The sequence below is a fragment of the Bacillus sp. FJAT-18017 genome (genome assembly GCF_001278805.1).
GTDB lineage: Bacteria > Bacillota > Bacilli > Bacillales > Cytobacillaceae > Bacillus_D.
This window is the reverse complement of sequence record NZ_CP012602.1, coordinates 3,420,054-3,436,659: the sequence shown is the minus strand read 5'-3', so window position 1 is coordinate 3,436,659 and position 16,606 is coordinate 3,420,054. Positions and strand designations below refer to the sequence as shown.

Below are 16,606 nucleotides of genomic sequence, written 5' to 3'. Positions count from 1 at the left end.
AAATTATCAAATCTCCAATACATTAAAGTCTTCTTTTTGTTTTTCGTACTCCAGGTGGGCACCGGTTACAGATTGTACAAATTCAATGTTATAGCCCCGGTCGGAAATCTTCTTCCTGACATCTCTTTCAGAATCTCCCTCGATATAGAGGGATTTAGTTTTTTCCCTTACCGGAACCTCGTTAAGACTCTCCTGGTAGTAAATCTTGAATAACATTTTAAATCGCTCCTGTCTCCAAAATAACTTGTCTATTTTCTCTTATAGAAATGCATAGTTTTTTCTTGGTTATGCATCTACTTAGCCTAAATTCAACATCGCATTGCCAGAAACCAGAGGTCAAGCTATTGGCGAGTATTTTATTTGGTTTTTCCCTATTCTTCATTTATTTCCGGTGCTAGCCGGATTATAAAGGAACAATTGCTAAATTTTCACTACTGCTTTTCAATTTACAATAAGGAAGGAGCCCTCCGCAAGTTTGAAGGGCTCAAAACATTAGGCAATGGATTTTTTTCTGAGTAATTCTTTCCACTGTTTTAAAAGCTTCTTTCTTAGCTTCTTTAACATAGTGGATCATCTCCTTACCTTATATTTTAAACTATCCTTGTCCAAAGTAAAGCAGGGCAGGCAGATTGTCGCCAAATTTTTGTTTTTTTGGGCATTCAGTCCGTTTTGTACTATTAGTATATGTTGATTTGGATGATATTTTCATGGTTAATCATGGAATTGGCAGTTGTTAACAAATTGTCAAATATAAATATTTTAAAAAAATAAAAACTGCCAGCAGATGATCCCGGCAGTTTCCCATGAGTTACCTTTCAATTGGAATGGCATTGTCAATCGGCTTGTGTGGGTCATTTTTGTTAATGTGGTCATAGAACAAAATGCCATTCAGGTGGTCGATTTCATGCTGGAAAACTACAGCAATCATTCCTTTTAGGCGTAACTTTATTTCTTTTCCATCTGAGTCGAATGCCTTGACGGTAATTCTTGCGTGCCGCGGGACAAAGCCAGGGTGTGGTTCATCCACGGATAAACATCCCTCTCCGGAAGTCAAATATGACTTCTCAACGGAATGGCTGACAATCTTCGGATTGAAAAGGGCGTAACTATGAAGATTGCCTTTTTCGTCATGGGCATGAACCGCTATCATCCTTTTTAATACATTAATTTGTGGTGCAGCTAAACCAATACCTGGCCTCAGGCTATATTTTTCAGCGATTTCCGGATTTTGGCTATTAATAACGTATTCAAGCATGCTTGCAAGAATTCGTTTTTCATCCTCACTTGGCGGCATTGCTACTTCCTCTGCGGGTAACCTTAAGGAAGGATGTCCATCACGGATGATATCTTCCATTGTTATCATATTTTTCACTCCTGTAAACCAATTGCTTTTAAGTACGCGTTCCGGAGAACCGGGAAAGCTGTTCTTACCTAAGTCTATCAAAGATTCTTTAAAAAGTTAATTTAAATGGGAATAAGAAAAAGAGAAGGCAAGCACCCTCTCTTCTTTATAGTTTAGCTACATCGCCTACGCGTGCGCAAACTTCAGGTCTCCTCCCTGCGATAAGTCATGCACGAATGCGCTAACGCTCTTCGTGATTCCTTTATCCCACTCTTAAGGCTCAGTAAGCCTCCTCCGTCGGCAACTGATCCTAAAGGTCCGATTCGTTCAACTAACCATCAGCAAAAATCGCTGATGGAAGTTTCACTTTATCTCAGTCGAAGCCCCTCCATTTTGTACGGCGATGACCGAGGCGCTTCCGCATTCTATTATAGCCAGGCGCAACCCACGATAATCAGCAGGATGAACAGGACTACAATCAATGCGAAGCCTCTGCCAAAGCCAACTCCGCCAACTGCGCCCGGATATCCGTATCCACAATGCCCATAATAACCGTACATTCAAGCCCCTCCTCATAAATTTGCCTCCCATGGACAAAAGCCCCGGGGGATTATTACAGCCTATGCAGAAACAGAATAAAAGTTTGGGCCGATGCCCAGACATACATTCTTCTAGCCCCGAATATCTTTAATACGGACAAGCTGAATCGACGGAAGTTGTCAAAAACGGCAAGTACCGATATAGTATAAGTGTTATGATAGGAGGGTATTAACGTGAAATTTTCCTCACTGAAATTCTTGCGGATTGTTTTCTGCCTGGTTCTTCCTTTAGTTTTGCTGGCTGGATGCCTTGGCCAAAAATCTCCTGCTGAACAAATCTATGATGTTATGGAAAAGGCCGTTGCTGCCGAGAAAAAGTTTGAGGAGCAACAGGGACCTTTAGTTGAGCTGGAAAAGAAGGAAAAAGAGCTTTTTGATCAAATAGTGGAAATGGGACAGAAGGAATTCGACCAAGTGGAGAAGCTGTCCAATGAGGCGTTAAAGCTTGTGGATAAAAGGAAAGAACATATAGCTCTCGAAAAGGAAAGCCTTGACGAATCCCGCAAACAGTTTGGTGCAGCAGCAGATCATCTGAAGGAAATAAAAGATCCGAAATTAAAAGAAAAAGCAGAATTGCTCGTTGCGACAATGGAGAAAAGATATTTGGCGCATGAAAAGCTGTACAAAGAATATATGATTGCTATTGAAAATGACCAAAAGCTGTATACTTTACTCAAAACCAAGGATGTCAACCTTAAGGATCTTGAAGGCCAGATTACCTCGGTGAACGGGTCATATACAAACGTTTTGGAAGCCAATAAGCAATTCAATGAATTGACGGAAAAATACAACCAAGAAAAGCTAGCTTTCTTTAAATTAGCGGGTCTTGATGGTAAAAACGAATCTTAAGACAGCCGGGGTTACTGGCTGTCTTCTTTTTTTAGTATAATTTTTTATGCATACAAAGTGAAACAGGTGTATGGTTACCAATGGTACAGTTTGAGGAAAAGCGAAATTATATTCCAATATTGATATAGTTACAAATTTGTGAAGCAATATGATTGACGGGTTTATTGAATATGTTGTACACTCGATTTGCAGGTAAGAGTTGTATCAATGTGATGGGGGTTCTAGACTGGTACAGAATCCGAAGCTTGCCAATATCCAAATTTGTGTTTTTCGGGTACAAGAATGTGGAACACTACATAAAGAAGTGTGCGAAAGCCCTTAAAATTGTACCAGTATAGGGCTTCTGTCAGATTTTTTCTAAATATGACGGAAAGACGTCTTTAAATTGATTTTATGGGTATCATAAGCAAGTATTTTAATTCCCATTAAATAACGATTACTCGAAATCAAAAAACTAATTTGGACATTATATTTTTAAACAAAGAAAGGAAAGGTGACCAAGATGGCTTCTAAAACTAAGAATGCCCAATTCGATGCCAAAAAAACGCTCGAATCAGTAGAGCAGCAATTCGAAACACTTCAAATCCTTAATGAAGAAGGAGAAGTTGTTAATGAAGCGGCAATGCCTGACCTGAGCGATGAACAGCTCCAGGAATTAATGCGCCGTATGGTTTATACACGTATCCTTGATCAACGTTCCATTTCCCTAAACCGCCAGGGCCGCCTGGGTTTCTATGCACCAACAGCGGGACAGGAAGCTTCCCAGCTTGCTTCACAATTTGCCCTTGAAAAAGAAGACTTTATCCTTCCTGGGTATCGCGATGTTCCTCAGATTGTTTGGCATGGTTTACCACTTTACCAAGCATTCCTATGGTCCCGTGGCCATTTCGAAGGCATGAACGTTCCTGAAGGCGTAAACGTGCTTCATCCACAAATTATCATTGGTGCCCAGTATGTACAAACAGCAGGTGTTGCACTTGGCATGCAGAAGCGTGGACAAAAATCAGTTGCGATTACGTATACAGGTGATGGCGGTACTTCGCAGGGTGATTTCTATGAAGGCATCAACTTTGCAGGTGCATTTAAATCTCCAGCAATCTTTGTTATCCAAAATAACCAATTCGCGATTTCAACACCGCGTGAAAAGCAAACAGCTGCTAAAACACTTGCTCAAAAGGCAGTGGCGGCTGGAATTCCTGGCGTAGTTGTCGACGGTATGGATCCACTTGCTGTATACAAGGCTACACGTGATGCGCGTGACCGTGCGGTTAACGGTGAAGGCCCAACCCTGATTGAAACAATTACGTACCGTTATGGTCCACATACCATGGCAGGCGACGACCCAACAAGGTACCGTACAAAAGACCTTGATAATGAGTGGGAAAAGAAAGATCCTCTTGTCCGTTTCCGTACATTCCTTGAAAAGAAAGGAATCTGGAGCGAAGAGAAGGAAACTGAAGTAATTGAAAAGGCTAAAGAAGATATTAAAGAGGCAATCAAGAAAGCTGATGCGGCACCAAAGCAAAAAGTTACAGACCTAATGTCAATTATGTTTGATGAGATGCCTCATTATCTAAAAGAACAATATGAAGTTTACAAAGCAAAGGAGTCGAAATAAGCCATGGCGCAAATGACAATGATTCAAGCAATTACTGATGCATTGCGCACAGAATTGCGTAATGATCCGAATGTATTAGTATTCGGTGAGGATGTGGGCGTAAACGGCGGTGTATTCCGTGCGACGGAAGGCCTTCATGCCGAATTTGGCGAAGACCGCGTTTTTGACACTCCGCTTGCGGAATCAGGTATTGGCGGCCTGGCTGTCGGCCTTGCTTTACAAGGATACCGTCCCGTTCCAGAAATCCAGTTCTTCGGGTTTGTTTTCGAAGTCATGGATTCAATTGCCGGCCAATTGGCGCGTATGCGGTACCGTTCAGGAGGCCGTTACACTTCACCTGTAACAATCCGTTCTCCTTTTGGTGGTGGAGTACATACTCCAGATATGCACGCAGATAGCCTTGAAGGGTTGATGGCTCAAACACCAGGTGTTAAAGTTGTTATCCCTTCAACTCCCTATGATGCAAAAGGTCTATTGATTTCATCTATCCGTGATAATGATACAGTCATTTTCTTGGAGCATATGAAGTTATACCGCTCTTTCCGCCAGGAGGTTCCTGAAGAGGAGTACACAATTCCACTAGGGAAAGCCGATATAAAGCGTGAAGGTAAAGACATAACTATTGTAACCTATGGTGCAATGGTTCATGAGTCATTGAAGGCTGCAGAAGAGCTTGAAAAAGAAGGCCAATCTGCTGAAGTTATCGATCTTCGTACTGTTTGGCCAATTGACATTGAAACAATCATTGCATCGGTTGAGAAGACAGGCCGTGTGATTGTTGTCCAGGAAGCTCAAAAGCAGGCTGGTGTTGCAGCTCAGGTAGTCGCGGAAATCAACGACCGTGCAATCCTTAGCCTTGAAGCACCTGTATTGCGTGTTGCAGCACCTGATACAGTATTCCCATTCCCGCAAGCAGAAGCAGTATGGCTTCCAAATTATAAAGATATTATCGAAACAGCCAAAAAGGTTCTTTCATTCTAAATTGAGGAAAATACCGCGTTTTATGCAGGCCTGACCGCTTCTGTTAGGGCTGCCCTTGATTGTGGCGGCAGGCTTGCGAAAATTTTAGGAGGGTGAATTCATGTCATTCCAATTCAAAATGCCTGACATCGGTGAAGGCATTCATGAAGGAGAAATCGTCAAATGGTTTGTAAAGCCAGGCGATAAAGTACAGGAAGACGATGTTCTTTGTGAAGTACAAAACGATAAAGCTGTTGTTGAAATTCCGTCTCCAGTAGAAGGAACTGTACTTGATGTAATGGTCGGTGAAGGTACAGTTGCAACTGTTGGACAAGTACTAATAACTTTTGATGCACCTGGATATGAAAATATGTCATTCAAAGGTGACGAGACTGATGAAGCTCCTGCACAGGAGAAAACAGAAGCTCAGGTCCAATCCACTCTTGAAGCAGGACAGGATATTAAAAAAGAAGAGGCTAAGACTCCTGAGGCAACTGGCGCAACAGGCGCTGGCGCAGCGGCAACTCCACAGGTTGAAGTTGACCCTGACCGCAGGATAATTGCAATGCCTTCTGTACGGAAATACGCTCGTGAAAAAGGCGTGGATATCCGTATGGTAGCTGGTACTGGAAACAACGGCCGAGTTCTGAAAGGCGATATCGATACTTTCCTTGCAGGCGGCCAGGCTTCCCAAGCTCCTGCACAAGCAGCACCTGCTGCCCAAGCTGCTGAAGCAAAAGAAGAAACTAAAGCGGCAGCTACAGTTGTTCCAGAAGGACAGTACCCTGAAACAAGGGAAAAAATGAGCGGAATTAGAAAGGCTATTGCAAAAGCAATGGTTAATTCGAAACATACTGCACCACACGTTACTCTTATGGATGAAGTTGATGTTTCGAAGCTTTGGGATCATCGTAAAAAGTTCAAAGAAGTAGCTGCCCAAAAAGGCATTAAGCTCACATTCTTGCCTTATATCGTTAAGGCTTTGACAAGTGCATTGCGTGAATTCCCTGCGTTGAATACATCATTAGATGATGAAACCAGTGAAATAATTCATAAGCATTACTACAATATTGGTATTGCAGCAGATACTGAAAAAGGTTTGTTGGTGCCAGTAGTTAAAGATGCGGACCGCAAGTCAGTCTTCTCCATCTCTAATGAAATTAATGAGCTTGCAGGAAAAGCACGTGATGGCAAACTTGCACCGAACGAAATGAAAGGTGCTTCTTGTACAATTTCAAATATCGGATCTGCTGGAGGCCAATGGTTTACTCCAGTAATCAACCATCCGGAAGTAGCAATCCTTGGTGTAGGCCGAATTGCGGAGAAACCAATAGTAAGAAATGGTGAAATTGTACCTGCGCGTGTACTTGCATTGTCGCTAAGCTTTGACCACAGGATGATTGATGGTGCAACTGCACAAAATGCATTGAACCACATCAAGCGTTTATTGAACGATCCAGAACTCTTGTTAATGGAGGGGTAAAACATGGTAGTAGGAGATTTTCCAATTGAAACAGATACAATAGTAATCGGCGCGGGCCCTGGCGGATATGTTGCCGCCATCCGTGCCGCACAGCTTGGCCAAAAAGTAACGGTTGTTGAAAAAGGGACTGTTGGCGGTGTTTGCCTAAACGTCGGCTGTATTCCTTCTAAAGCTCTAATTTCTGCGGGACACCGTTATGAACATGCGAAAAATTCAGAAGATATGGGTGTTAAAGCTGAAAATGTCACTTTGGATTTCTCAAAGGTACAAGAGTTCAAAGCGGGCGTTGTGAAGAAGTTGACAGGTGGAGTTGCGGGATTATTAAAAGGAAATAAAATAGATGTTGTGTATGGTGAAGCATACTTTGTAGATGCCAATACACTTAAAGTCATGGACGAAAAGTCATCTCAAACTTATACTTTTAAAAATGCTATTGTCGCTACAGGATCCCGTCCAATCGAGATTCCAGCGTTCAAATACTCTAAACGTGTTCTCGATTCAACAGGCGCTCTAAACCTTCAGGAACTTCCTAAGAGCATTGTTGTAATCGGTGGTGGTTATATCGGTACTGAACTTGGCGGTGCTTACGCTGCCTTTGGAACGAAAGTAACCATTCTTGAAGGTGCGGACGAAATCCTCAATGGATTTGAAAAGCAAATGTCTGCATTAGTTAAGAAGAACCTTAAGAAAAAAGGTGCTGAGGTTGTTACTAAAGCACTTGCTAAAGGTGTAGAAGAAAGAGAAGATGGCGTAACTGTAACATATGAAGTAAAAGGCGAAGAAAAGAAAATTGATGCTGATTATGTATTCGTTATGGTTGGCCGCCGTCCTAATACGGATGAAATTGGACTTGAACAAGCTGGAGTCGAAATGACTGATCGCGGAGTTATCAAGATTGATAAGCAATGCCGCACTAGTGTAAGCAACATTTACGCTATTGGTGATGTTGTTGCAGGTCCTCCGCTGGCACATAAAGCTTCTTATGAGGCTAAAATTGCAGCTGAAGCGATTGCTGGCCATCCTTCTGAAATTGATTACCTTGCAATTCCTGCCGTTGTGTTCTCAGATCCTGAATTGGCTTCTGTTGGATACACAGAGCAGCAAGCAAAAGAAGAGGGTATTGAAGTCGTTGCAGCCAAGTTCCCATTTGCAGCTAACGGCCGTGCTCTTTCTCTTAACGAGTCAGACGGATTTATGAAGCTTATCACCCGTAAGGAAGATGGTTTGCTAATTGGTGGCCAAATTGCGGGTGCAGGTGCATCAGACATGATTTCTGAGCTTGGTCTTGCTATTGAAGGCGGGATGACAGCTGAAGATGTTGCCATGACAATTCATGCGCATCCAACACTTGGTGAAATTACAATGGAAACTGCAGAAGTTGCACTAGGTAACCCAATCCACATCATGAAGTAATAAGAAAAGCGGAGGCGCCTTGGTTAGCCCCGACAAGCGTTGGAGGGCCTGAAGAGGAAGTCGTTCTTTGACTTCCACTGAGGGACTGAAACGCTCGAGGGGCTAGGCGCTGCAGCTAGACAAAGAAAAGCGGAAGCTCCCGTTCAGCGCCGTATGGCCTGGAGGGCCTCGACATGAGATAAAGGAAACACGAAGAGCCCCTTAAGGGCGATTCGATGTTGACTTATCGTAGTGAGAGGACCGAAGGACACTAGGCGTTGGGAGCTGCAGCTGGACAGAGAGAAAAGCGGAAGCTCCCGTTCAGCGCCGTATGGCCTGGTCACCGGGTGCTAAAGCACAAATATTATAGATAAAGCCCTTCCCGCTGTGGGAAGGGCTTTAATTTGCTTTTAAAGGTTTGGAGGTAGAAAATGCCTGGGATACTGGTTTGAAAATTTGATCTTTTGACACGTCTCCATTTATCTTTACCATAATTTCTTCTTTATAAATAACAATCAGCGCCGGGCCTGAAGGAATATCGAAATCATCAAAGTATTCCTTTTCGGAGAGAACCATAAGGTTTTCCATTTCATTTGGATATTCCTTTTTTAGTTCAATTAAGGCGTCATAGTACGCCGCTTCATGTTCATACTGATTCTCTTCCGAAAAGAATATAACCTGTTTGATATTTTTATCCAGGGGTAGTTTATCATGATTGTCTCTGCTGCAGGATGATGTGACTACTAGGACTAAAACAAGTATATAAAGAGGAAAAGCCTTCATCAATTTGCCTCCATTTTCTTTCCGGAATTTACCCCCGTATGAATATTTCTCTTACATCGCCCTTATTTTATCACAGTAATTTTTACAAACTTTGGTTGTCATCTAAATGTTACAGAAATGAAAAATAGACAAGGATACACCTGCATATAATCCAATAAGGAAGCGCCTTTCGCTTGCTTGATTATTACAGGCTGGTGATCCGATGAAAATATACGTAGCATTGGTCCTCCAATTTATGGTATGGAGCGGATATACATTAACCGAATGGCTTTCAAAACATGACCATCCACTTTATAACTTTCTTATGTTCCTTGTCTTTTTAAATTTAGGTATGACTATCTGCAAGAGATTGGTTAACTCTTGGGTAAAGACTATAGTTGTAACATCCCTCAGTCTTGGATTATATGCATTGTTTCATTTCACAATGTCCTGGCTTCATTAAAAATGGGTTACTGATGGGGAGGAGGAAGGGATAATTTTTTTGTGCGGGTAAAGGTGGGCTGATATCCTAGTTGAGCTGGATGTTAAAAGCTGGATAAACAAAATGCCTCAAGCAGAATTAAATAATTAGCTGTGTTATTAGTTGGATATTGTTGATTTTATAGCAGTGTTGATTGGAGCGGAAGGCTGAAGACTCGTTCGAAAATGCAAAGGGCGCATTTTCTCCTGCGGTGTTTTTTAGTGACGATTATTCAGCGTCCTGTGGGAGCAGCTAGACACGCTCACCGCCAGCCCCACGGAAAGCGAAACGCCTTGAGCCAGGCAAAGAGCCGCCTGTCTGTGCGATGTTAATTTAGGGTTGCTTTTCCTTGTGTCACTGCGATGAAAATTCTCAGGAGTTTCCTTTCTGTAACGGAAATCAACAGTCTAGTTTGCCAAAGCTAAATATAAACAAAAAAAGCACCCGAAAGAGGGTGCGACACACTTTAATGTCCAAATTATTTTCTTGGATTATAATACATGATTCTTCCATTGAATAAGTGCAGTTCTGCCTGGAGTTTTTTAGCAAGGAATTTGCAGAACTCATTTGCTTTTCCTTTGTCCCCAGCGGTTGCGCCTTCCGGCAAGGTTACTTGTATGTATTGCTGAAGCGCGATTGTCCCATCATCGGCTTCCACTGCTTCCTGTCCTACCCCAAGGATAATGGCATAATATAATTCAGGGTTGGCTGAAGAAAGATAAAACCACTGGCCCTTGCCTTCAGATGTTTCCTTAAGCTCATAGGGAAATGCTGTTTCTCCATATTCCCAATTAACTTGTTTACCTGTTTTAGAGGTAATTTCTTTGTAGTAATGGAAGTATTCCTTCAATTCATCTAATGTTATTGATAGTTTAGCAGATGAAGGCACAAGTTTAATATACGCATTCTCAGCCATCACCATTCCCCCTTGTAATCCGATATTTCTGTTCCCCTACATTGTAGCATTGTTTAAAAATTTTGAACAACGTTAAAAGAATAAAAAGGGTTTATACTTGATAAAATCAGATATCTGAATTATAATAATATTCTAATAACTAATAAGGAGGAATGTTATGGATTTTTTCGAAAAGCTATATGACGAACATGAAAATGTAAAAGTCCGATTCACTGGATTCGCCACTGATAATGCCCGCTATGATTTTGGGATTGTATACTCCTCCCTGTTTTTCGGAAAACCCCTTGTCGTTTGTATGCAAACCGGCCGATCTGTCCTCCTTGATCCCAATGACCTGAATGATCTGCATTATCTCCAGCAAGTATTCCGTATTAATGGAGAAGGGCAGGCTGAAGACTTGGCGGAGTTCCTTACTGGAATCCTGCCATCAGTACCATTCCAACCACAATATGAATAGCTTTATAATTTGGCTGTCCCAGAACTTTGGGTCAGCCATTATATTTGCTTAATTCGTGCTTTAAATGGGAACGCCAAGATTTCTTACCTAATATATAGGTGAGCCTAATACAAAAAACACATATATACATATATTTCGGGAATATATAGTGCAATAAATTTTAAAAGTGTCATACTTTATAGCTTGATTTTTTAATAAGGTTATACTATTATAGAATTAAGAAACAAATACTACTAACTATTCCGAACTCAAAGAGGAGTTGATCAAGATGGGAACAATTGTATGCCAAGATTGCAATTCAACGATTGATCATTTTGAAGATGAAAAAGTAACTGTACTTTATTCAAAGTGCTCCTGCAATAAATGCCATTCTCACGATGAGGATCTTTAAAAATCAACTATTTTTCAATATAAAAACAGGATTCCATTTGGAATCCTGTTTTTATATTAATCATCATTTTATCGCTTTGTATTCCTTGATTACCCGAATCGATTTGATTTGATCGTCTTCGGGTCCTTGGACAGGCAGGCCAACCTCTAGATTTTTTCTAATATAAAGGAGGTTCTCGCTTGTAATAATTTCACCAGGAATCATTATCGGAATACCTGGAGGATAAACCATCACAAATTCTGCTGTAATCCTGCCTTCAGATTCTTCAAAAGGAACGACCTCAGTTTCACTATAAAACGCATCCCTTGGTGTAAGAGCAAGCAGAGGGATCTCAGGAAGAAACACTTCTAGTGGCTTTGGTTCCTCTGCTTTATGAGCAAATTCATCCGCTAATTCTGCAAGCGCGTTGACAAGGATCTCTGCCTCATTCTGTGTATCTCCTGGTGTAATAATACAGAGAATGTTATAAAGGTCTGATAATTCGACTTCAATATTGTATTTTTCTCGAAGCCATTTTTCCACTTCATAGCCTGTTATTCCAAGATTCTTCACGGAGATGATCAGTTTGGTTGGATCATAATCAAATGCTGCTTTGGAATTCAGGATTTCTGAACCTACGCAATAGAGTTTATCAATATCATTTATGCTCTTGCGAATCCACTGGGCAAGTTCGATTGTTTTTTGGATGAGCTCGCGGCCATCCATAGCTAACCGTCTGCGTGCTGTATCCAGGGAAGCAAGCAGGAGGTAGGATGTTGAAGTTGTTGTCAGCATGCTGAGAATGGATTGAACCCGTTTTGAAGATACAAGTCCTTCCCTAACATTCAATATCGAACTTTGGGTCATAGAACCCCCTAGCTTGTGGACGCTAGTCGCTGCCATGTCGGCTCCGGCTTGCATTGCAGAAAGAGGGAGTTCCTCATGGAAATGTATATGGACACCATGCGCCTCGTCGACAAGAACTGGTACGTTATAAGAGTGGGCAATCTCGACAATTTTACGGAGATCGGCCGAGACGCCAAAATAGGTTGGGTTAATGACCAATACACCTTTGGCATCTGGATGCTGGTCAAGAGCCCTCGCGACGGATTCCGTGGTAATTCCATGTGAAATACCGAGATCTTTATCAATTTCAGGATGAATAAAGACCGGAATCGCCCCTGAAAAAACGATTGCCGACATAATAGACTTATGGACGTTCCTTGGAACGATAATTTTATCTCCAGGTCCACAAACAGTCATGACCATTGTCATAATCGCTCCGCTAGTTCCCTGAACAGAGAAAAATGTATGATCTGCACCAAATGCTTCCGCAGCAAGATCCTGTGCCTGCTTTATAATTCCTTTTGGGGCATGAAGGTCATCGAGTGGACCAATATTGATAAGGTCAATGCTCAAAGCATTGTCTCCAATAAATTCCCGGAACTCAGGGTCTGTGCCTGAGCCTTTTTTATGGCCGGGGATATGGAATTGAATTGGGTTTTTCTTTGCGTGAGCAACTAGTCCGCTGAATAGCGGTGTTTCGTTTTGGGACAAATTTCTCCACACCTCTTTGCTAAAAATATCTTTATGGGCGCATGATGCGTCCGTATTGGCGCCAATTATAAACCAGTAATTTTTTATAGGCATAAAACAAAAGAATTATAGCACTTATGCTTCGTTTTGCATAGAAAGAGATTGTTTCCTGCTTTTGTTATAAAATGAGAGGAAGTATTATCCACAAAGGAAACTGCCCTAACTTCTTCTCGGAGCGGCACAAGACAGAAAAAAGAAATCTTAAAATTTTCCTTATATAAGTGTAGTTTCCCTTACCATCATTAAAATAACCTATAATGGATTTGAAGAAACGAATACATAACAATTGGAGGGGTAACCAATGGATTGGAATACAAGAGTGACTGAGCTATTGTCAATTGAATATCCAATTATTCAAGGAGGACTTGCCCATCTAGCTTACTCAGAGCTCGCTGCTGCTGTTTCGAATGCGGGTGGCTTAGGGCAAATTACGGCAATGTCCTTGTTAACGCCTGATGATTTACGTAATGAAATCAAAAACGTTAGAAAACTGACAGAAAAGCCATTCGGTGTGAATTTTGCAATCGGTCAACATGGAAGGCCTTACGAAGAATTCCTGGAAGTCGCCACCGAAGAACAGGTTCCAGCAATATCTGTAACCGGGGGAAATCCAGCACCATTGCTGGAGCGGCTCGGTAGCACGGGGATCAAAAAACTTGTACTGGTTGCCTCGAGGAGACAGGCGCTAAAGGCTGAACAGCTAGGTGCTGATGCTGTTATGGTAGTTGGCCAGGAAGGAGGCGGCCATCTTGGCAAGGATGATGTTGGTACAGTAGTGTTAATTCCAAGTGTGGTCGATGCGGTTTCAATCCCGGTTATAGCTTCTGGCGGAATTGCAGATGGAAGAGGCCTCATGGCTGCCCTGGCTCTTGGTGCAGAGGGTATAGAAATGGGGACAAGGTTTATTGCCGTAAAAGAATGTATACATGCAAGTGATGCTTATAAGAAGGCGTTAATTGAATCTAGTGAGTTGGACACTACTATTATAAAAAGGTCACTGGGTGCTCCGGGGAGAGCGATTCAAAATAAATGGACAAACAAAATCCTTGAACTGGAACAACAAGGTGCCGGGTACGAAGAATTAAGGGAATATATCAGTGGGGCAGCTAACATGAGGTTTATTCATGATGGGAAAGAGGATGAGGGCTTTGGATGGGCCGGCCAGGCAATTGGCCTGATTCAAGATATTCCGACTGCGAAGGAACTGGTTGACAGGCTAATAAGGGAAGCTGCTGCAATAAGAAATAAGTGGGGAAAGTAATACAAAAGTTAGTTAAAGCAGGTGATATAGAATGGACTATCAATATCCAATTGATTATACCTGGACTACAGATGAAACAATTCAGGTTATTCAATTTTTCCAGGTAATAGAGGAAGCATATGAAAAAGGCGTTAATCGGGATAAGCTGATGCATGCTTATAGAAGCTTTAAGGATGTTGTTCCATCTAAAGCGGAAGAGAAGAAACTATTTGGGGAGTTTGAGCAAATGAGCGGCTATTCCCCTTATCGAACCGTAACCAAAGCAAAGGAAGAATCAAGTGGGGAAACAATTAGGATGAAACGAAAATAAACTAAAAACCCTGCCTTCATATCAGGTATAGCGAGTAGGATGTGTAGTTAGAGCATCGATTGGCACAGGTATATCAATAAAAAAAGGTCACAGAGAGTCCTCTGTGACCTTTTTTGGATGGCTATTACGACAGCTTTATTTTTCAATAATAATTTGCAGGTTTATGACAATTTATATAGGGGTAATATTTTCTTAAATACATCTTCAATATCCTTAAGTAATTCCGATGGGCCCATCTTAATAACCGAATCTCGATCGAAGTGATAGCCACAAAGAATTTCAGCCTTCTTAACATCTAATAGCCGCTGAAAAGAAGCTTCCAGATCAACCTTGCTAAGGCTGCTATGCTTCGTTGCACCAGGTTTGGTATGGTCTTCGGACCAGACAAAATTCCCGGGAATTGATTGATGGATTTCAGTTAGGTTATTTATAAACGCTTTACCGATGGATTGCTTTCCCTGGCACTCATAAATGACGGCAAACCAGACAAACAAATGGGTTTCCCAAAGGCCAATCTGAAAATGGGGTACCATTTTATATCCGCGGGGATTAGCAGCAAACGCAACCCATGTATCATTAGGGGGATTCTTAGTCCTCCTGGCATGTTTAGCAACATGGGCAAACAATTCTTCCCCGGCAGCAATGGATAAGGCTGATGCAAAATGATTGCCGAGAAATTCAAGTTTAGGACGGATGTGTGTTATGATCCCATCCATCCGGGATTCAAGCCCATCGATTTTAAATACATTGAAATCATCTTCAGTAAAACCATTAAATCCCATATAGACCTCCCGCTTTCACAAACTATTGCTATTTTAGCATATCGTGAAAGATAGGGAAATTTATAAACATTTCATATGAGTCAAAAGCACATTTTAATGCCGTTTTCTTAATTGGCTCATACTATGATAGTAAAAAACTGAAAAATCAGTATATAGATGAAAAGGAGTGCTCCAATTATGAAACAGTTAATTAACTCGACTAGAAAAAAGGCATACGATAAAGAAAGAACAGCAGTATTGAAACTTGAGATGGATTATGAACTGGCAACTTTGTTTGATGCGATGAGTGAAAACAACGAAGAGGAAAAGCGCACTTGTAAGCTCCGTCTTGAAAAAATCCGACAGGAACTGCTGAGGCTCAAGGCACTATAAAGGAATGCGGAGAGGAAGTCAAATAGAGATAATGAAAAGAACGAAACCCCCTGATTTAAACGGACTCCTGGCCATGCTGGTGAGTTCGTTTATTATTTTGTCGAAAGGGAATCCTAGAAGTTGAAGGCAAGGCCTTTTTTGGATAATCTAAACAGTGAATGCGTCGTGAAATCATTGGAGGTTATGGCATGGATTGGGAGAAATTATATGAGAACGCAAAGGAATGGGTATATGAAGCAGGAGACAGAATTCGTTCTTCTTTTGATAAAACCTTAAATATCCACACGAAATCAAATCCGAACGATCTTGTTACTGACATGGATAGAGAAACGGAACAATTTTTTATTGAAAAAATTAGGGAAGCCTACCCGGGTCATCGAATTTTGGGCGAGGAAGGTTTTGGAGATACATTTACTGATTTGGATGGAATTGTTTGGATAATTGATCCGATTGATGGAACAATGAACTTTGTCCATCAGCAGCGTAACTTTGCTATTTCAATTGGTATTTATGAGGATGGCGTTGGTAAAATAGGTCTTATTTATGATATTGTCCATGATGAGCTTTACCATGCTTTTATCGGGAAGGGTGCCTTCTTAAACGAAAAAGAGCTCCCTAAACTCGGAAAATCGGTAGTGAAAGAGGCAATTCTTGCCCTTAACATAACATGGGTGATGCAAAATGACATGATTGACCATAACATGGTCATCCCTCTTGTACGGGATGCACGCGGCGCCAGATCGTACGGTTCTGCAGCACTGGAGCTTATATATGTAGCTACAGGAAGGGTGAATGCATATTTGTCCCCTAGGCTGGCTCCATGGGATTTTGCTGGAGGGGCCGTTATTGTCGAAGAGCTAGGCGGAAAAGTTACCGACCTTCATGGCAATAAACTCGACTTCCTAAACAAATCGTCTATTTTTGCTGCCGATCCTGCACTTCATGAAGAAATCCTGAACCAATACTTAAAAGGTGGAAAATGGTAACAAAACGCTGGCGGGATTCCGCTGGCTTTTTTATTGGCTATAAACAGGGTATACATATTTATATGTAGGT

General features: G+C 41.6%; 18 protein-coding genes. 11 read left to right on the top strand and 7 right to left on the bottom strand.

The features are described from left to right. Positions 1–6: 6 nt before the first annotated feature. From AM500_RS16080 to AM500_RS25100, 3 genes are all read right to left on the bottom strand, one after another. Positions 7–216 (bottom strand): DNA-dependent RNA polymerase subunit epsilon, encoded by a 210-nt coding sequence (locus AM500_RS16080; protein ID WP_053600116.1) that lies wholly within the window; start codon positions 214–216, stop codon positions 7–9. Positions 217–808: 592 nt separating this feature from the next. After that, positions 809–1,363 (bottom strand): peptide deformylase, encoded by a 555-nt coding sequence (gene def / locus AM500_RS16075; protein WP_053600115.1) that lies wholly within the window; start codon positions 1,361–1,363, stop codon positions 809–811. Between the two features lie 407 nt (positions 1,364–1,770). Beyond that, positions 1,771–1,902 carry a YjcZ family sporulation protein gene (locus AM500_RS25100; RefSeq protein ID WP_082347253.1) on the bottom strand — a complete coding sequence of 44 codons (132 nt, stop codon included), beginning with the start codon at positions 1,900–1,902 and terminating at the stop codon, positions 1,771–1,773. Positions 1,903–2,115: 213 nt separating this feature from the next. On the opposite strand from AM500_RS25100, the gene AM500_RS16070 reads away from it, so the two are divergent. From AM500_RS16070 to lpdA, 5 genes are all read left to right on the top strand, one after another. Next, positions 2,116–2,790: a YkyA family protein gene (locus tag AM500_RS16070; RefSeq protein ID WP_053600114.1), complete on the top strand. Its 675-nt coding sequence runs from the start codon at positions 2,116–2,118 to the stop codon at positions 2,788–2,790. Positions 2,791–3,292: 502 nt separating this feature from the next. Continuing rightward, positions 3,293–4,408: a pyruvate dehydrogenase (acetyl-transferring) E1 component subunit alpha gene (gene pdhA, locus AM500_RS16065; RefSeq protein ID WP_053600113.1), complete on the top strand. Its 1,116-nt coding sequence runs from the start codon at positions 3,293–3,295 to the stop codon at positions 4,406–4,408. 3 nt (positions 4,409–4,411) lie between these two features. Further along, on the top strand, positions 4,412–5,389 hold the full coding sequence (locus AM500_RS16060; protein WP_053600112.1) for an alpha-ketoacid dehydrogenase subunit beta: 978 nt from the start codon (positions 4,412–4,414) through the stop codon (positions 5,387–5,389). A 100-nt stretch (positions 5,390–5,489) separates the two neighbouring features. Further along, positions 5,490–6,851 (top strand): dihydrolipoamide acetyltransferase family protein, encoded by a 1,362-nt coding sequence (locus AM500_RS16055; protein ID WP_053600111.1) that lies wholly within the window; start codon positions 5,490–5,492, stop codon positions 6,849–6,851. Between the two features lie 3 nt (positions 6,852–6,854). After that, entirely contained in the window at positions 6,855–8,264 is a 1,410-nt protein-coding gene (gene lpdA / locus AM500_RS16050) for a dihydrolipoyl dehydrogenase (protein WP_053600110.1), read from the top strand. 378 nt (positions 8,265–8,642) lie between these two features. Here the strand turns inward: lpdA and AM500_RS16045 are convergent, their stop codons facing one another. Both AM500_RS16045 and AM500_RS16040 read right to left on the bottom strand, forming a co-directional pair. Continuing rightward, positions 8,643–9,026: a hypothetical protein gene (locus tag AM500_RS16045; RefSeq protein WP_053600109.1), complete on the bottom strand. Its 384-nt coding sequence runs from the start codon at positions 9,024–9,026 to the stop codon at positions 8,643–8,645. A gap of 938 nt (positions 9,027–9,964) precedes the next feature. After that, positions 9,965–10,402 (bottom strand): DUF1885 family protein, encoded by a 438-nt coding sequence (locus AM500_RS16040; RefSeq protein ID WP_197282602.1) that lies wholly within the window; start codon positions 10,400–10,402, stop codon positions 9,965–9,967. Between the two features lie 157 nt (positions 10,403–10,559). On the opposite strand from AM500_RS16040, the gene AM500_RS16035 reads away from it, so the two are divergent. Further along, entirely contained in the window at positions 10,560–10,859 is a 300-nt protein-coding gene (locus AM500_RS16035) for a DUF3055 domain-containing protein (RefSeq protein WP_043933482.1), read from the top strand. 268 nt (positions 10,860–11,127) lie between these two features. Continuing rightward, positions 11,128–11,250: a GapA-binding peptide SR1P gene (locus AM500_RS16030; protein ID WP_043933481.1), complete on the top strand. Its 123-nt coding sequence runs from the start codon at positions 11,128–11,130 to the stop codon at positions 11,248–11,250. Between the two features lie 63 nt (positions 11,251–11,313). Here the strand turns inward: AM500_RS16030 and AM500_RS16025 are convergent, their stop codons facing one another. Next, positions 11,314–12,786, bottom strand: a complete 1,473-nt coding sequence (locus tag AM500_RS16025; protein ID WP_053600107.1) for an aminotransferase class I/II-fold pyridoxal phosphate-dependent enzyme — start codon at positions 12,784–12,786, stop codon at positions 11,314–11,316. 340 nt (positions 12,787–13,126) lie between these two features. Here AM500_RS16025 and AM500_RS16020 point away from each other — a divergent pair, with 340 nt between their 5' ends. Then, the gene (locus AM500_RS16020) at positions 13,127–14,086 is read left to right on the top strand and encodes an NAD(P)H-dependent flavin oxidoreductase (RefSeq protein WP_053600106.1); all 960 of its coding nucleotides are present in this window, start codon (positions 13,127–13,129) and stop codon (positions 14,084–14,086) included. Positions 14,087–14,117: 31 nt separating this feature from the next. Beyond that, the gene (locus AM500_RS16015) at positions 14,118–14,396 is read left to right on the top strand and encodes a UPF0223 family protein (protein ID WP_053600105.1); all 279 of its coding nucleotides are present in this window, start codon (positions 14,118–14,120) and stop codon (positions 14,394–14,396) included. 161 nt (positions 14,397–14,557) lie between these two features. On the opposite strand, the gene AM500_RS16010 is transcribed toward AM500_RS16015, so the two are convergent. Beyond that, the gene (locus AM500_RS16010; protein WP_053600104.1) at positions 14,558–15,178 is read right to left on the bottom strand and encodes a YktB family protein; all 621 of its coding nucleotides are present in this window, start codon (positions 15,176–15,178) and stop codon (positions 14,558–14,560) included. Positions 15,179–15,355: 177 nt separating this feature from the next. On the opposite strand from AM500_RS16010, the gene AM500_RS16005 reads away from it, so the two are divergent. After that, complete coding sequence (locus AM500_RS16005; protein WP_043933476.1) at positions 15,356–15,550, top strand: hypothetical protein; 195 nt, start codon at positions 15,356–15,358, stop codon at positions 15,548–15,550. Between the two features lie 188 nt (positions 15,551–15,738). Beyond that, the gene (locus AM500_RS16000; protein ID WP_053600103.1) at positions 15,739–16,536 is read left to right on the top strand and encodes an inositol monophosphatase family protein; all 798 of its coding nucleotides are present in this window, start codon (positions 15,739–15,741) and stop codon (positions 16,534–16,536) included. The last annotated feature ends 70 nt before the right edge of the window (positions 16,537–16,606 follow it).

Bases quoted from the DNA above. Each gene is read 5' to 3' on its own strand.
- AM500_RS16060 (WP_053600112.1), top strand. From the start codon at position 4,412: ATGGCGCAAATGACAATGATTCAAGCAATTACTGATGCATTGCGCACA.
- AM500_RS16080 (WP_053600116.1), bottom strand. From the start codon at position 216: ATGTTATTCAAGATTTACTACCAGGAGAGTCTTAACGAGGTTCCGGTA.
- def (WP_053600115.1), bottom strand. From the start codon at position 1,363: ATGATAACAATGGAAGATATCATCCGTGATGGACATCCTTCCTTAAGG.
- AM500_RS16005 (WP_043933476.1), top strand. From the start codon at position 15,356: ATGAAACAGTTAATTAACTCGACTAGAAAAAAGGCATACGATAAAGAA.
- pdhA (WP_053600113.1), top strand. From the start codon at position 3,293: ATGGCTTCTAAAACTAAGAATGCCCAATTCGATGCCAAAAAAACGCTC.
- lpdA (WP_053600110.1), top strand. From the start codon at position 6,855: ATGGTAGTAGGAGATTTTCCAATTGAAACAGATACAATAGTAATCGGC.
- AM500_RS16015 (WP_053600105.1), top strand. From the start codon at position 14,118: ATGGACTATCAATATCCAATTGATTATACCTGGACTACAGATGAAACA.
- AM500_RS16030 (WP_043933481.1), top strand. From the start codon at position 11,128: ATGGGAACAATTGTATGCCAAGATTGCAATTCAACGATTGATCATTTT.
- AM500_RS16035 (WP_043933482.1), top strand. From the start codon at position 10,560: ATGGATTTTTTCGAAAAGCTATATGACGAACATGAAAATGTAAAAGTC.
- AM500_RS16045 (WP_053600109.1), bottom strand. From the start codon at position 9,026: ATGAAGGCTTTTCCTCTTTATATACTTGTTTTAGTCCTAGTAGTCACA.
- AM500_RS25100 (WP_082347253.1), bottom strand. From the start codon at position 1,902: ATGTACGGTTATTATGGGCATTGTGGATACGGATATCCGGGCGCAGTT.
- AM500_RS16040 (WP_197282602.1), bottom strand. From the start codon at position 10,402: ATGGCTGAGAATGCGTATATTAAACTTGTGCCTTCATCTGCTAAACTA.
- AM500_RS16055 (WP_053600111.1), top strand. From the start codon at position 5,490: ATGTCATTCCAATTCAAAATGCCTGACATCGGTGAAGGCATTCATGAA.
- AM500_RS16020 (WP_053600106.1), top strand. From the start codon at position 13,127: ATGGATTGGAATACAAGAGTGACTGAGCTATTGTCAATTGAATATCCA.
- AM500_RS16010 (WP_053600104.1), bottom strand. From the start codon at position 15,178: ATGGGATTTAATGGTTTTACTGAAGATGATTTCAATGTATTTAAAATC.
- AM500_RS16000 (WP_053600103.1), top strand. From the start codon at position 15,739: ATGGATTGGGAGAAATTATATGAGAACGCAAAGGAATGGGTATATGAA.